The sequence below is a fragment of the Bradyrhizobium sp. 41S5 genome (genome assembly GCF_011516665.3).
Taxonomy (GTDB): domain Bacteria; phylum Pseudomonadota; class Alphaproteobacteria; order Rhizobiales; family Xanthobacteraceae; genus Bradyrhizobium; species Bradyrhizobium quebecense.
Window position 1 is genome coordinate 5,426,350 of record NZ_CP083721.1, and the last position, 14,268, is coordinate 5,440,617.

A 14,268-nucleotide genomic window follows, 5' to 3' on the forward strand; every position below is an offset into this window, starting at 1 on the left:
GCGGTCAGTGCGAATGTTGCCGAGGATTTATCGCTTCAGCATCAAGAACGTCCAGATATGTCGCTCTTCCGCATCAGGCTCACGACATTGACGCAACCACATCCAGCATCACCTCCGTCGCGCCGCCGGCAATGGAGAGGACGCGGGCGTCGCGCGATACGCGCTCAATCGGGCTCTCCCGCATGACGCCCATGGCGCCGTGGAACTGCACGCAGGCATACACCACCTCGTTGACGAGTTCGCCGCAGATGGCTTTCAACATCGAGATCTCGCGCATGCAGTCATCGTCCGCCGCCATGCGCCAAGCGGTGGCATAGAGAAACGCGCGGCTTGCCTCAACCTTCGCAGAATGCATCGCAAGACGCTGACGGATCGCCTGCATGTCCCAAAGGACGCCTCCGAATGCGCGGCGAGTTTTCACGTATGTGAGGGTCATATCGATCGCTGCCTCGGCCGTTCCTATCGCCATCGCGGCGAGGACCAGGCGCTCGTTCTGCAAGTTGCGCATGATGGAGTAGAAGCCTTGTCCCTCCGCGCCGAGCACGTTCTCGGCAGGAATGCGGCAACCGTCGAAGACGAGCTCGGCCGTATCGGAGGAGCGCCAGCCGAGCTTGTCCAACTCGCGGGCGACGCTGAAGCCTGGTGTGCCCTTCTCGACCAGGAACATCGTGATCCCGTTGCTCCCTGCCGCGAGATCAGTCTTGGCCGCAACACAGTAGAGGTCCGCGCAGACGCCGTTAGTGATGTACAGTTTCGTACCATCGAGCACGTAGGAATCGCCGTCTCGGCGCGCACGCGTGCGGATGGCCTTCACGTCCGAGCCCGCATCTGGCTCGGTGATGGCGATCGCGGTGATCACCTCGCCGCTCACAATGCGCGGCATCCAGCGCGCCCGTTGGGATTTGGTCCCGTCGTGAAAGACATAACTGGAAGCCATCTCGGCATGAACCAGCATTGCATCCGCGGCGCCGCCATAAGTCGAGCGCCCAAGCTCCTCTGCGAATACCGTCGACGCGACCGCGTCCATCTCGGCACCACCGTACTCGGCCGGATAGCGGATGCCGAAGAAGCCAAGTTCGCCCATGCGAAGCAGGACCGGACGCGGAACGCCGCCCTCCTCTTCCCAGCGATCCGCACAGGGCTTGATTTCCTCCTCGACAAAGCGGCGGACCTGGTCCCGTAAGAGCTCATATTCCGCCGCCGCCCAAGGCAGCTCCGGTCCTTGTACCGGTACCCAAGCTTTGTCCATCATCGTTATCCGCTCTGCTATGAGTCCAACGCTCGAGGTCCAGACCGTATCGGCGCCCTTGAGACCATTTACGGCCCTTCCGGTGGACTAGAGTTCGATTTCCTCTCGCGGTCCGCCCGAGAGTGAAGCAGCTCTGGAATCGACCACCCAGCGCATCCCGTCGATCACTTCCGCCAGTTCGGCCACGGTGGGGCGCTCGAACAGATTGCGGAGCTGCACGTCGACGCCGAAGATCTTTCGCATGCGCGCCACCGCTCTCACGACCAGGAGCGACTCCCCGCCCAGGTCGAAGAAGTTGTCGTGCCGTCCGATCGACTTGACCTTGAGGAGATTGCACCACAGGGCAGCCAAAGTCTTCTCGGTCTCTGTTGACGGGGCAGCGAACTCGTGCGCCGGCTGAATGCTGTCCGCCGTCGGCTCGGGAAGCGAGGAGCGGTCGATCTTGCCGTTGGACGTGAGCGGCATCCGATCGAGGCAGACATAGTGCGCCGGAATCATGGACTCCAGGAGTTCTTCGGCAAGGTGGGCGCGTAGCTCCGCCACGGTCAGAGGTTTCGAGGAGACATAGTAGGCTACAAGTCGCGTGATTGCGCCTTCCTCAGCATTTCCCACTGGAGTGGGAATGGCAACGACCGCGCATTCCTGAACGTGGGGCTGCTTGAGAAGTCGCGCTTCGATCTCACCCAGCTCGATACGCGTGCCACCTACCTTCACCTGATGGTCCGCGCGGCCGAGAAATTCCAGGCGCCCTTCCGAGTTCCAGCGGGCAAGATCGCCGGTCTTGTACAGCCGCAGCCTCGAAAAGCCATCTCGGGGATCCGTAGCCGTGCGGAACCGCTCCTCGGTCAGGTCGGGGCGATTGAAATAACCTCTCGCAAGACCATCGCCTGCGATGAACATCTCGCCGATGACGTTGGGGCCGGTCGGCTGATATTCCTTGCTGAGGACGTAAATTCCCGCATTGGCGGCCGGAACGCCAATCGGCACCGATGCAGAGCGATCCTGGTCCACGTCAAACCGATGAATCATGCAGCCTACTGTGGCTTCGGTTGGTCCGTACTCGTTGTAGATCTCGACAGGATGAGGGATGGCTTTCGTGATGTCGCGAGCCAACTCGGTCTTGAAGTCCTCCCCGCCTACAATGAACTTGCGCAATCTCGTGGCCTCAAGATTGCGGTCGCGGATCATCGCAAGATGCGCCGGCGTCAGCTTGATGATATCGACGGCATTGTCGTCGACCACCTTGAGCACGACCATGTTCTTCACCCCCGGATCGCCAAGATAGACCACGATCCGGCCGCCCGTGATGAGTGGCGCGAAGAGCGTTGTGACGGTCAGGTCGAAGGCAAGAGATGAGAAAAGTGGCCATGCGAGAGGCTGGCCGGAACTGTACATCCGCGCGGCCCACCATATGTAGTTCACCAGGCTGCGGTGCTCGATCTCGACGCCCTTGGGAGTGCCAGTCGAGCCTGAAGTGAAGATGATGTAGGCGACGCCATTCGATTTGGCGGCGGACGGCCAGGCCGAGGCTGGCTGACTCAGAATCGAGCCGAAATCGGCATCGAGCACGAAAATGTCGGCAAGCTCCGGGGGGATGGCGGATTGCAGACGCGCCTGCGTGATCGCCACCGGCGTTTGCCCAGCAGTCCCGTTGGAAATGTCCTTCAGGATCGTAGCAATGCGCCCTTTCGGCGTCGCCGCATCAAGCGGGACGTAGGTTGCGCCGGCTTTGAGGACGCCCAGGATCGCGACAACGACTTCGATGGAGTGCTCCATGAAGACAACGATGATCCGACCCGGCCCTACGCCCTGTGAGCCCAGATGCGCGGCCATCTGGTTGGAGCGTTCGTCGAGCTGCCGGTATGTCAGCATTGCATCGCCAAAGCGGATCGCTTCAGCATCAGGACTCAGCGTCACTTGATCATGAAAGAGATCGATGATTGTCCTGTCCGATGGGTAACGCGCCGACGTGGCGTTGTAATCGACGACGAGCGCCCGATGATCGGCATCTTGCAGCGGAGGAAGCGCCACGCTCTCCGCCACGATAGGTAGGACCTCATTCATGAAATGCGCTCCCATCCGGCAAGTTTAGCAATCGGATCACGTCAATCTCCGAGCTTCTGGGTTGCCTGGCGATAAAGCGCTGCGACGGCAGGTGCGTCAGGCTCTTCCAGCATGGAGACTTCGTCGCAGTCGTCGGGGCCGAAATAGAATTCGGCATCGGGCGCCACGAGCCGCCATCGATGAGGTGCTGCGCCCGATCGCAGCCAGGCCTTGTTCGGAAGGAATATGCACACGCGGCCTGAGTACGGAGTCGGAGTGTACCGCCGAAATGCCGCCATCGCCGTGGATTTGAGCAGAGCTCTGCTGGCTAGCACCGGATCGGCCGTGACAGGCTCCTTGCGAACGAGGGGCATGAAGGCGCGCTCGCGCAGGCGACTGCCGAAATATCGGAGACGAGCGCCCAATGTCGGCAACTTCGCCATCGATCTCCGGACCGATCGGATCGTCCCCCAGGCCGTGAAGTACAGCAGACGCAGCAATTCCCGATGGGTGGCGGGGTGAAGAGGACCAAAGAGAGCGACGCACGGAACTTCCGCTCCGCGTTTTGTGAGGATTTTGGCCAATTCGAAGGCTGTCGGACCTCCGGAGCAGTATCCAGCGATGATGTACGGACCAACCGGCTGAAACTGAACGATCTGGCGAGCGAAGTACTCGGCGATATCCTCGACGCGGTCCATCGGCTCGCTCTGTCCATCGAAGCCAGGCGGTTGAAGCGCGTAGAACGGTTGATCGCCACCCAGGTGCTTCGACAGGTCCGAGAATGAGAACGGTGCTCCGACATGCCCCGGTACAGCGTAAATGGGCGTGCGCGTTCCGCGCGACTGCAGTGGAATGATTGCAGGCTGCTGTGTGGCCGCGGCGGTGGCCATGTTCAGAAAGGCGATGATCTCGCCCTTTCGCCCCTGCAATTGATCGCGAAGCTCCGCCGTCATCGCTCCAGCCGGTGCGCTGCACCGGAGCCGATCGCCCTCGACCCAGACCTTGATGTCCTTGACCGCGAGGTCTGCGAGCAGTTCCGAAAACTGCGTCACCTGCGCTTGCATAGGCTATTCCCGTGTTCTCGACTGCGACCGCGAGGTATCTAGAACAAGCGCGGCTTGGAATGAACTTGCGTGCCTTCCAACAGGTGGGCTGGGCTCCCCGCTATACTCAGTGAATGATTACATCGCGGAAGCTCCAGTCCGGACGACCATTCATTTCCGAACAACCACGCTCCCGAGATACCCCGTTTTAGGTACGAAACTTCGGACAACCCAATCCTTTTCATCCGAAGTGCTAGGGTATCCCAAGCCGCATCCCAGCCCCTTGGAAATAGCCTCCAGCCGGGTCCAACGCCGAAAGAAGCCTTCCAGCTGGTCGTCCGGACCGAGGGCAGCATAAGACTTGTAGTCGGAGGCGGAAAAGCACAGCGCGGCGATCTCGTCCGCTTCGGGCACGGGGAGAACCGCCTCGATGTCCACTCCGACCTCTCGCCCGGTCGAGAGGGCAACGACTGCCACACTTGCGGATCGAGAGACGCTGAAGTGCAAATCGCGAGAAGGCATGCGGTGTGAGAGCTGGGGTTTACCAAGCTGCCCGTATTCCAGCTCGACATCGGACGGCGAGACTCCGAGTCTGGAAGCGAGGATCTGGCGCAGCTGTCCACGGGAAACAATAAAGCGGCGGCGATCCCGCTCCGACTTCAACCCATCAGCGCGCCTGCGTTCCACCTCGTTGAGGAAGACGCCCATCCCGCGAACGACATCCTCCCTCACATCGAGCATGCATGCGAGAACCTCCAAGCAATCACCCTTGAGAACCGGCGCTATGATCCCGGCCCTCAGCTCAACTCCCTTATCAAGGAGGCTCGAAAAGGACGCTGGCGGCTCGATAAAAGTCCGACTGACGTTGGGTTCGGCGGGCTGCAACAATCGGGGCTCCGAGCGGGCCAAGGCAACACGAAAATTCTGGCTCAAAGCCAACGCGCCAAGACCATCGGCCCCGCCCGCGCCGGAAAGTCGGGTAAGGTCGAGCTCAGGCCGGTCAAGCGTCATACGTGGATTCCGATCGCAGGAGCGCTCGTGCGCACCGGAGCATTCTTTCTGGAGCGGCAGCTCCCATTCACGCGGATTTCTTCGATTGAACAATCACGTAAGCGCGAACACAAGGAGCCCTGATGGATATTTAGAAGTATGGATGGGCTACATCGAAAGGCATAGGCCCCTGACGTGCGTGCGCGCTTTGGCTTCCTGCCTAATTGTCGCGCTGACGGAGATCGCGCCTGTCTTGGCTAGTCACTGTGGAACGACTCAATCGATCCCGAAATGCCCCATTTGGGGCATGCCCTGGGACAAAGCGTGCCCGCGAGGGAGCCGATATGATGCGACGGACGTGGAATGGCGCCATCGACAGTCAAGCGCGAACCAATGGGCGAAACGGTGCTTCCCATCACCGCTCATCCGACACCCTGCGTACCCGCGCGCCAGGTCGGCCGATATCGTCCTAAGTCAAAGGCTTGCGTGCTAATCGGAAGGCAAGCCGTTTTGCCCTGCGTATGAGACCGCGAGCGTAGCAAGAGCCGTCCTGTTGCCGATCTCGAGCTTGCGAAAGATGTGGTGGAGATGAACCTTGATGGTGCCGTCAGTTACTTTCAAACGACGGCCAATCTCCTTGTTTGACAATCCCTCCGATACCAGACGCATGATCTGACGCTCCCGGTCCGTCAGTACGGCAAGATGCTTCTCCAAAATCGCGGACTGCCCAGAAGAGATAGCGACCTCGCTCGAAGGCGCAGGCAGCATCCTGTGGCCGTCCGCGACTTGCCGCAATGTCTGCAGAAGAGTTTCGGGCTCCTCGTCATTCAGGATGACGCCAAAGGCGCCCACTTCTGCCAACATGGTAAGGTCGCGATCCTCAACGGAGTTTGCAAGGAACACGAGCCGAACCGTGGGACTCCGGGAAGTTGCGATATCGAGCAATGCCTGCCCAAAAATGTCAGGCATCGATATGTCCAAAATGGCGATATCGGGCACGAGAGCCCGGATTGCTTTTAAGCAACTCGCACTATCGTTGCATCGAGCAGCAACCCTGAAGTCACGTTCTGCTTCCAGCAGACAGTTCAGACCCAATAAAACAACGGGATATCTACTAGCAATGACCACACGACTGAAATGCATTTCCGGCCAATCCTCAGTCCCCCCAGTTCAAATCGGCACCCCAATATCGCTCCAAGCTACTTCAATTTGGGGCATTCGAGTGAAATTTTGTCATCGCGGCCAGAGTTCCGCGATTTACAATCTTAAATAGCATCAGAGGACTGAGATAGCCCAGAGCGAGCGTTGCTCCGCAAGTCCCGGAAATCACGCCCATAGAACACCGGCCTGAATATTACGGGCGACATCCCAGACAACGTCTATAACCAACGGTATATAGGGATATTGGGGATTAGCATCTAATATTAGTAAATCTTTTGACGCATGCTCAGGGCTTTTTTCGCCCCAAGTTTCTGTCCAAGCGACCGGAATTTGAAGAAGCAGTTTTCAATGCGTCAGTGTTTTGGCTTGGCAAGCCACCCAAGAAACGAGTCGGGTTAAACCGATGAGCCTGTTTCATATTTTGTAGCGTCCAGGAGAGTTCCATGAGACGACAATATTCTTTTTCTATTGTGCTTGGTGGTGAAAACAGTCTTCGCAAAGAAGGTCTCGCCAGAATTCTAAATTCCGAAAATTTCCAAGTCTTTGCTTCAATTTCCGATGCCGACGGTTTGCCTGGCAAAGCCAATGTGGAAGGTGCTTCAGTTTGTCCGGCACTCTTCCTGATCGTTCATAGCGGCGACGATTTCGGTCCTACACTCGAGCAGATCGAGTGTTTCAAGCGCCGTCACGCGGATGGACGCATTGCTGTCGTTGCAGACCACTACCGACAGAGCGAGTTGACTGCTGCGATCCGAGCCGGCGCCACCGGCTATTTCATCGACGTGATGAACTGCGATACGTTCATCAAGTCCATCGAGCTCGTCATGATGGGCGGAACGGTATTTCCGACCGACTTCTTGACCTCCGCTCTTGATATGGAAAAGCGTGACGCGGACGGTGTCCCTCCACGCCTCGATGATGGTCATGCCATGGCGAACGGGGATAGCAGGCTCGCACAGCAGCTTTCGCCGCGAGAAATCTCTATTCTCCAGTGTCTGATCGAAGGCGATTCCAACAAGTGCATCGCACGCAAGATCGATATCGCGGAAGCCACGGTGAAGGTTCACATCAAGGCGATCCTTCGCAAAATCCGTGTTCAGAACAGAACACAGGCGGCGATCTGGGGGCTGAACCATCGACCGGCAGCTCGGCCATCAAGCGCGACGACGTACCCGGCCGCTGACGCAACCGAGCGTCTCCTCCCACCCAAAAGAGAACTTCCCAAAATCGCGAGGACAGGGCGGCCCGCGCCGCTCGGTTCAATTGACCATGCGGTGAACTACTTCGAAGTGCCACTTACAAACGGCCACCCCCGCAAGGATATCGGTTCGAAAGCCGACGGGGCGATCCGACTGCGGAAATAGCCGAAATTGGTTCGGCCACCCACCGGGAAGCTCTCGGCCGGATAGCTCGAGCTGGAGTCCGCGCCACATCGATGGATGCGGCACCCATCGATGTGGCGATCGGCACCATTGGTGCCGGCCGCTTTGGTGTCAGCGCAAACGCTCGACGCGGGCGTTGGCAGGACAACTACAAATATCTGGTGATCGAGCGCGTGTCGTCTTGATTTCGGTCTATCACCGCGGGCTGGAGTCGTAGTCGCGATCCCAGATTTCGCGGGCAGACGCGGAATGGAAATGGAATCAGAATGATCCTGTTGACCGGAGGCGCCGGCTATATCGGGTCACATATCGCGGTCGCCCTGCTCGACTCCGGGCTAGATGTCGTTGCGATCGACAATCTCTGCAACAGCAATCGCGCATCGCTCGAACGGGTACAGGCCATCTGCGGGCGATCGCTCGTATTCCGGCAGATCGATATCTGCGATGAGGAGGCGGTTTACGAGATCCTTCGCACTCACGGCGTGACCGCGGTAATTCACCTCGCCGGGCTCAAGGCGGTCGGCGAGTCCAGCACGCAGCCCATGACGTATTACCAAAACAACGTCGTGGGGACGATGCGGCTCGTGTCGGCGATGGCGCGTGCCGACGTGAAAACGCTGGTCTTTAGTTCGTCCGCAACGGTTTACGGCACGCCCGCATACCTGCCGCTAGACGAGAGGCATCCCGTAGGCCCAATAAATCCGTACGGCCGCACAAAGTATTTTGTCGAAGAGATTCTAAAGGATCTCCATGGGTCCGACAGCGATTGGCGGATCGCCATCCTGCGGTACTTCAATCCCGTTGGCGCACACGAAAGCGGGCTTATCGGAGAAGACCCTCTCGGCGTGCCAAACAATTTGTTGCCACTTGTGGCGCAAGTAGCCATCGGGCGACGTGAGAAGCTGCAGGTTTGGGGAGATGACTACGATACTCCGGATGGCACCGGCATCCGCGACTTCATTCATGTCGTCGATCTTGCATCCGGACATCTGAGCGCCTTGAGCGAGCTGAGACACCCCGGCATTCTGACCGTCAATCTCGGAACGGGAAGCGGCAGCAGCGTCCTGGAGGTGATCAAGACGTTCGAGAGCGTGAGTGGCCGGCCAGTTCCGTATGTGATTGACCAACGCAGGGGCGGTGATGTCGCCATCTGTTACGCGGATCCGACGCTCGCTAAAGATCTGCTGGGCTGGACCTCAAGACGATCACTGACACAGATGTGTACAGATCATTGGCGCTGGCAGATGCAGAACCCGAATGGCTATCGCGGCAGCTAGATGGCGGGAGCCTCTCGGACCCGAATGGTCATCACCACGCCGGATTCCGCGAGGTCGTCGGGTGCTTCAGAGACCGCCGATCAACCTGCCATGGCCGTCATCGTCCGTCCTGTCCCTCGACGCCGACCACCGCGGTGTGGTCACTGGCGCTCGACGGCAATGGCTCGCTGTATGAGCCAGTGACCGCCGTAGACGCGGCTATGCCGCTCTCAGGTTGAGCCATAACCCGCCTCGTGATTTAGGCCAGATCTGTCGAGACGCTGGGCCCAGCCCTGATCCGCGCCTCGACCTACGATGACGTGCAAGCTCTCCGCATAAGTGAAATCAGTCCGGCGTGCCTAGCGCGGCCGATCATGCGCGCGTCGAGGCCAAAACGCGTCATTTTGAATTCCGGCGGGTTTCGATGAGTTCGCAAGTGACGCTGCACGACCACGCTGCGCCGGTGAAGCGATTGATGACTATTGCAGTGCTGAGGCCTGAACTCGACACAGAATAGACGCCGCCGCTCAGAAGCCCCGCGATTACGATCGCAAGCGAGATTATAGTCAGCCGATCCACAGTCCTCTCCAGGGATGCTCCAGGTCAAAGCGAGGTTTGACTGCTTTCAGGAAGTTTTGCTGACCTAATATGCGGTACTCATTTTGGTAATCGAATATGAAGGACACCAAACAACGAGGCTGACGGCTGGGAAACGCGCTTCACTTGCTGCGGATCGCCGGCAAATGTTTTGCTTCAGTATCGCCTCAGGGCCTTGCTGTTTCGCCTCGCGAAGAACTGAAGAACGCTTCAGGGACTGCTCGTGCCGGCACGACCACCGGTTCAGGCGCAGCTACCTTTGTGGCATTGCGAGTGAACAGAATATCCGCGATCGACTTGGTGGCTCGTAGAGCGAAAGCAAGGAGAAGAGCGGAAACCACACGGGCGGCTCGAATACCGCGAGAACGGGTCTCACATGCGAACCCGCTAGGCGAAGAGCGACCGGTTTGCCTGAGGTGCCACGTAGGAGAACCGGCCCGGCGCAGACGAACCGCGAGCGGGCCGGTAGTCTCTCAGCTCTGAGGCTTGGTCAGAAACGAGTTCTGTGTCCAAGCAGTGCCGCTCATGGCTACAGCGATCATACCGCCATTGGCCCCACCGGAGCCACCCGCCAGATACTGGTTCAGCAGCGCAAAGCTGCTGCTTGCCTGAGACGTGGCGGCCGCGCCTTGATCTCCCCAACCACTGGCGGCTGTGCCTTGATCTCCCCACCAACCGGTCGTCTGCGGCGCGCCGGTTGCCAGCGTACCGGTGTCAAATCCGAAACGCGAAAAATCCGGGCTTGGCACGCTTGCAGTGGTTGCGCCGGCCGCTGGCGTCGACCAACCGGATGTCGGCGCCATTCCCATGGCGGCCAGGACACCCGGGTCGGCCGTTGCAGCAGCTGCCGCCGGGGCGGCTATCGCGGCCGCAGGCGAAGCGGTGTCCTGCGCTACAGCCGGCGCGACAATGGTGGTCGGGCTGGTGACCGTAGTTGGCGTGGTGGTCGTGGTCGGTGTGGTTGGCTGTGTCGGAGTTGATGGCGACGTGACAGTCGCCGACGATCCCGTCAACAGCGTCATGTTTCGGTAATCGACCGCAACAGTCTCGGGCGCCGTCGACCGATAGATCCCGTATTCCCAATTGGTGCCGACCCCGTAGCCTAAGGGACCGCTGTAATTCACGACCTGTGTCCCGTTGATCGAGACCTTCAAATACCCGCCACCGGTGTTCGAAACGTCGGCCTGTATTTGAATGTTGTTGTACACACCCGTCTGGATCGGATTGGGGTCAGTCCAGAGTGTGAGCATCTGCACATTGCCGGCCCCGTTGCTCGGATCCTGGCCCGGCTGGACATATCTGGCGACGACCTGCAGATGATCGCCGACAAGCTGGATCGCAAACGGCGGCGAGGTGCCCACTCCGCTCGCGTTATCATCATTGTGCATCTGTCCGACGATGAACCAGCCATCTGCCGTATTCGTGAATGACCCATTGGGGCCATTTGCCTCCAGCATGAACTGATAGTTCAAGTTGAGCGGCGTGCCGCCGGGAATGTTGACCGCGGCTGAAACCTCGGAGCGGTCGACAGATGAGCTATCGTACCAGGCATGATCACCCTGCTGGACTTGGAAGCGCAGAGTTTGTGGGTCAGGATTGGTCAGGCTGTAGCTCGTGCTCGCATCCTGCACTCCGTAGACGTCGCCACCGATCGAAAACCTCGTCATCGGTGTGGAAGAAAACGATGCAATTGTCCCGGTCGTATCCAATTCAGGCCTCCGTGGGTCGCAGAGATGCTTCTCTTTTGACGCTTACAAGGGAATTTACGGCCGCGCATCGCGAAGGCGCGCGACATACCACGCGCTCGCAACGCCTTGCGCCACGAGCGGATTTCAATGCATCACAGGATCAACTGCGTGCACATTCCAATGCAGTGCGAATCGCCCATCCCCAACTGCTGAGTTGGTAGTTAATTAGGGAGTATGGCAAAAAAAGTGAGCTAGCATGGCGACAATGAGAAGCGCGGCTCATGCCTGCCGTTAGGCTAAAATTCCGCGGATAACCGAGAGGCCCGAGCATTTCCCGCGGTGGCCGGTGCCAGCGCTGAAGCAAGCTCAAGAGCGGGATCCACACACTGCCATGTCGCGGTAGTTGCGTAGATAACGTCAATGAAGTCGGCGCTGTGATCACCTTGGAATAACAATCTGTCGGCCGCGACATATCGTGTCGCGGTAGTGTCCCCCTGCCGACGGTCGTACACCAGCAACGCGACGCATCGCAGCGTCGTCGAACTAGCCGGGGCCGAAAATCATATACAGCAGCATCGTGCCCACAACGGCTGTCCAGCCGATCGAAGCGGCAACGGCCCACACCTGTATCGGCATTGGACGGTCCTTTGCAATTCAATGAAGCAAAACGAAGAGGCCGCTGGCGCTGGACAGCGACCTCCTGGACCCGATCTCAAATGAACGTCTTGGAAATAAAATCGCCGCCGAAGGTCCGTCATTATTAGACGACGAATTAGCAATGACGTGAAGCCCAAGCACGTCCGATACCCAACGAAACTATTGAGGCGTTGCGAGATCGACACACCATTTGTAACGAACTCCTTCGGCCGGGTAGTGACGCTCAAGTCGGCATGAAAACGACAACGCCCGCCCCTCGAATGGATCGCCGGGTAGTAGAGCACGCTCGAGCACCGGAGCCCGTCGGGGAGAGAATCTCGACCGGCTTATGCTGCATCAGAACAAGGACATGCTGGCCGAACACTGGGACGGCTTACAACACGCCGAGGTCGCGATGGCTCGAACATCGCAAGAGCAGAGCCAGACCGGTCTTCTCGCATGAAAAGGCGCCAGCACCGACATCACTGCCCAAGCTGGTGTCAAAGGTCCGGAGACGCGCAGCGCTCGTCCCCTGGGCCTTTCTGCAAAATCTGCCCTTTGCCAGGGCAATTCGCAATTTGTCCCATTTGGCGCCCTCTTGGCGCCGTCTTGGCGTCTCAGAACACCTTCCTCCCGAGAACTTTTACGCGCTGTTAAAGCTTGGAATCGTAAGTTCCGGGTGAGGATCTGTCGAGGGAAAGCGCATGGGACGATTACGCCACCGCGTGGTTCAGAGGGATACTCTCGAAGCACGGCTCGCAGAGCGAGCCAGAGAGCTACGGAACGAGGCCGCGGCTCTGGCCCCCTGTGCCGCCAAGGAAGCGCTGATAAAGCTCGCCCGATACGCAGAGACAAGTGCACACTTGAACGGGAGGCTGCCCTCGCCGGGACTAATGCCCAATTGAGTGGCGGAAAATAATCCCAGGACTACAGAATAAGGCCGCCTTATTAGGCGGCCTTATTCATTTAGTTTCTCGGTACTCTACGGCGAAGCTTCATAACCTACGTTGGTCGCGCCTACCTCAGCCTCTGGCTTGGCATGACTGCTTTGCCGAGGCGAGCGGCGCTGTCAGCTCTCCGCGAATTGCTCAGGATTTCTGCGTGTCAAGCAGGCTAAACCGCACGACTTCAATACAGGCACTCGTGGTTGGCTCGTTTCATTCTGTAAAGAACACGACGCCAACCCATACACCTCTTCGCCAGACGACGTTGCACGAGTAAGTCTTGCTAGGTGGAACGATAAGCGTGAAGTGGTCGGGAAGAGGTGATGGCGGATCATCCACCTTCAGCGCCGCACCGTTCTCCGTGATGTCACCAACGATACAGCACAGCGCCAAGTCACCAAGCCTGATCAAGGCATTATCCAGCGATGGATTACGCACAGACTTTCGCCTGTCGGGAAAAGCAATCATTTCCGAGCCGATCAATAACCAATGTAAATTTGAACGATGCTGCGGGAGAAAGATTGCGCTTCTACTAACGATCGAGGCGCCGCGACCAATTCGAAGCCGGCGACGCAGCTTTGCGCTGTGAGCCAATTGGAGCCGCAGCCGACCAGCCCCCCGCCCCTGCTCTCTCTTTCTGCAGATGCCACCTCTTGCCCGCGATGGAGAGAATTCGACGCCCATAGCGTGCACATGCCACGAATTCGAACTAGCCGCCGCCCGGTGGCGCACCCTTAGAACTGGCCCGATTCAAAATCGATGCCCTCCAGTCGACCTCGAGACCGAACACCTAGCCCTTCAAGGCCAGAAAACTGTTGCGCTTCTGATGGGCGGGCTGCCAGCCGCTGCTCCGCCGAAAAGAAACAGCCCCGATCTGGGCGATAGACCGGGGCCGTTACCGGGGTGCAAGGCTTGCGGCCTGAACTCACCCCGTCGGAGTTACACGGGGTATTGTTGTTCCAATGATGGTGCGCCAATGGCCTAATCCGCTCCCGCGAGTGGCCTAACTTGGACAGCACCGACCGGGGCGCGGTCCGTATTTCAGCCGCCGTACTCGAGTGGTTGAAAGCTGCATTTGCGCGGGGATGTAAGGTCGCCTCACTTGGCGGCCTCTTCATTGTCGCGGCCAGGCGACGACTGGATCCTCGCGGGCGTCGCCAAGGTCAAAAGCGCCTACGGTGGAGCAGGCAGCGACGTCCGTCACGCGGCGAGCCCTAGCTCAGGGGGAGCTGGGCTAGGTGGTGTGGACTCTAAGGATTCCCTTTTAGGCGCAAATCAG

10 protein-coding genes are annotated in these 14,268 nt (G+C 58.9%); 3 read left to right on the forward strand and 7 right to left on the reverse strand.

Annotated elements, in window-relative coordinates:
• Positions 1-79: 79 nt before the first annotated feature.
• From HAP47_RS26475 to HAP47_RS26495, 5 genes are all read right to left on the reverse strand, one after another.
• The gene (locus HAP47_RS26475; protein WP_231168392.1) at positions 80-1,252 is read right to left on the reverse strand and encodes an acyl-CoA dehydrogenase family protein; all 1,173 of its coding nucleotides are present in this window, start codon (positions 1,250-1,252) and stop codon (positions 80-82) included.
• Positions 1,253-1,336: 84 nt separating this feature from the next.
• A complete protein-coding gene (locus HAP47_RS26480) occupies positions 1,337-3,313 on the reverse strand; it encodes a non-ribosomal peptide synthetase (protein WP_231168394.1) in 1,977 nt (658 codons plus the stop codon).
• A gap of 41 nt (positions 3,314-3,354) precedes the next feature.
• Positions 3,355-4,356 carry a thioesterase domain-containing protein gene (locus HAP47_RS26485; protein WP_173642088.1) on the reverse strand — a complete coding sequence of 334 codons (1,002 nt, stop codon included), beginning with the start codon at positions 4,354-4,356 and terminating at the stop codon, positions 3,355-3,357.
• 150 nt (positions 4,357-4,506) lie between these two features.
• On the reverse strand, positions 4,507-5,346 hold the full coding sequence (locus HAP47_RS26490) for a 4'-phosphopantetheinyl transferase family protein (RefSeq protein ID WP_173642087.1): 840 nt from the start codon (positions 5,344-5,346) through the stop codon (positions 4,507-4,509).
• Between the two features lie 468 nt (positions 5,347-5,814).
• The gene (locus HAP47_RS26495) at positions 5,815-6,468 is read right to left on the reverse strand and encodes a LuxR C-terminal-related transcriptional regulator (RefSeq protein WP_231168396.1); all 654 of its coding nucleotides are present in this window, start codon (positions 6,466-6,468) and stop codon (positions 5,815-5,817) included.
• 461 nt (positions 6,469-6,929) lie between these two features.
• Between HAP47_RS26495 and HAP47_RS26500 the strand changes: the two genes are divergently transcribed.
• The 3 genes from HAP47_RS26500 to galE all read left to right on the forward strand — a co-directional run bounded on the left by HAP47_RS26500 (position 6,930) and on the right by galE (position 9,145).
• Complete coding sequence (locus tag HAP47_RS26500) at positions 6,930-7,850, forward strand: LuxR C-terminal-related transcriptional regulator (RefSeq protein WP_173642086.1); 921 nt, start codon at positions 6,930-6,932, stop codon at positions 7,848-7,850.
• Positions 7,851-7,921: 71 nt separating this feature from the next.
• Positions 7,922-8,053, forward strand: a complete 132-nt coding sequence (locus tag HAP47_RS41370; RefSeq protein WP_256459127.1) for a hypothetical protein — start codon at positions 7,922-7,924, stop codon at positions 8,051-8,053.
• Positions 8,054-8,134: 81 nt separating this feature from the next.
• Positions 8,135-9,145: a UDP-glucose 4-epimerase GalE gene (gene galE, locus HAP47_RS26505; protein WP_173642085.1), complete on the forward strand. Its 1,011-nt coding sequence runs from the start codon at positions 8,135-8,137 to the stop codon at positions 9,143-9,145.
• A 1,049-nt stretch (positions 9,146-10,194) separates the two neighbouring features.
• On the opposite strand, the gene HAP47_RS26510 is transcribed toward galE, so the two are convergent.
• The gene (locus HAP47_RS26510) at positions 10,195-11,430 is read right to left on the reverse strand and encodes a heparin lyase I family protein (protein ID WP_173642084.1); all 1,236 of its coding nucleotides are present in this window, start codon (positions 11,428-11,430) and stop codon (positions 10,195-10,197) included.
• Positions 11,431-13,202: 1,772 nt separating this feature from the next.
• The gene (locus HAP47_RS26515) at positions 13,203-13,457 is read right to left on the reverse strand and encodes a PilZ domain-containing protein (protein ID WP_173642083.1); all 255 of its coding nucleotides are present in this window, start codon (positions 13,455-13,457) and stop codon (positions 13,203-13,205) included.
• Positions 13,458-14,268: the final 811 nt, after the last annotated feature.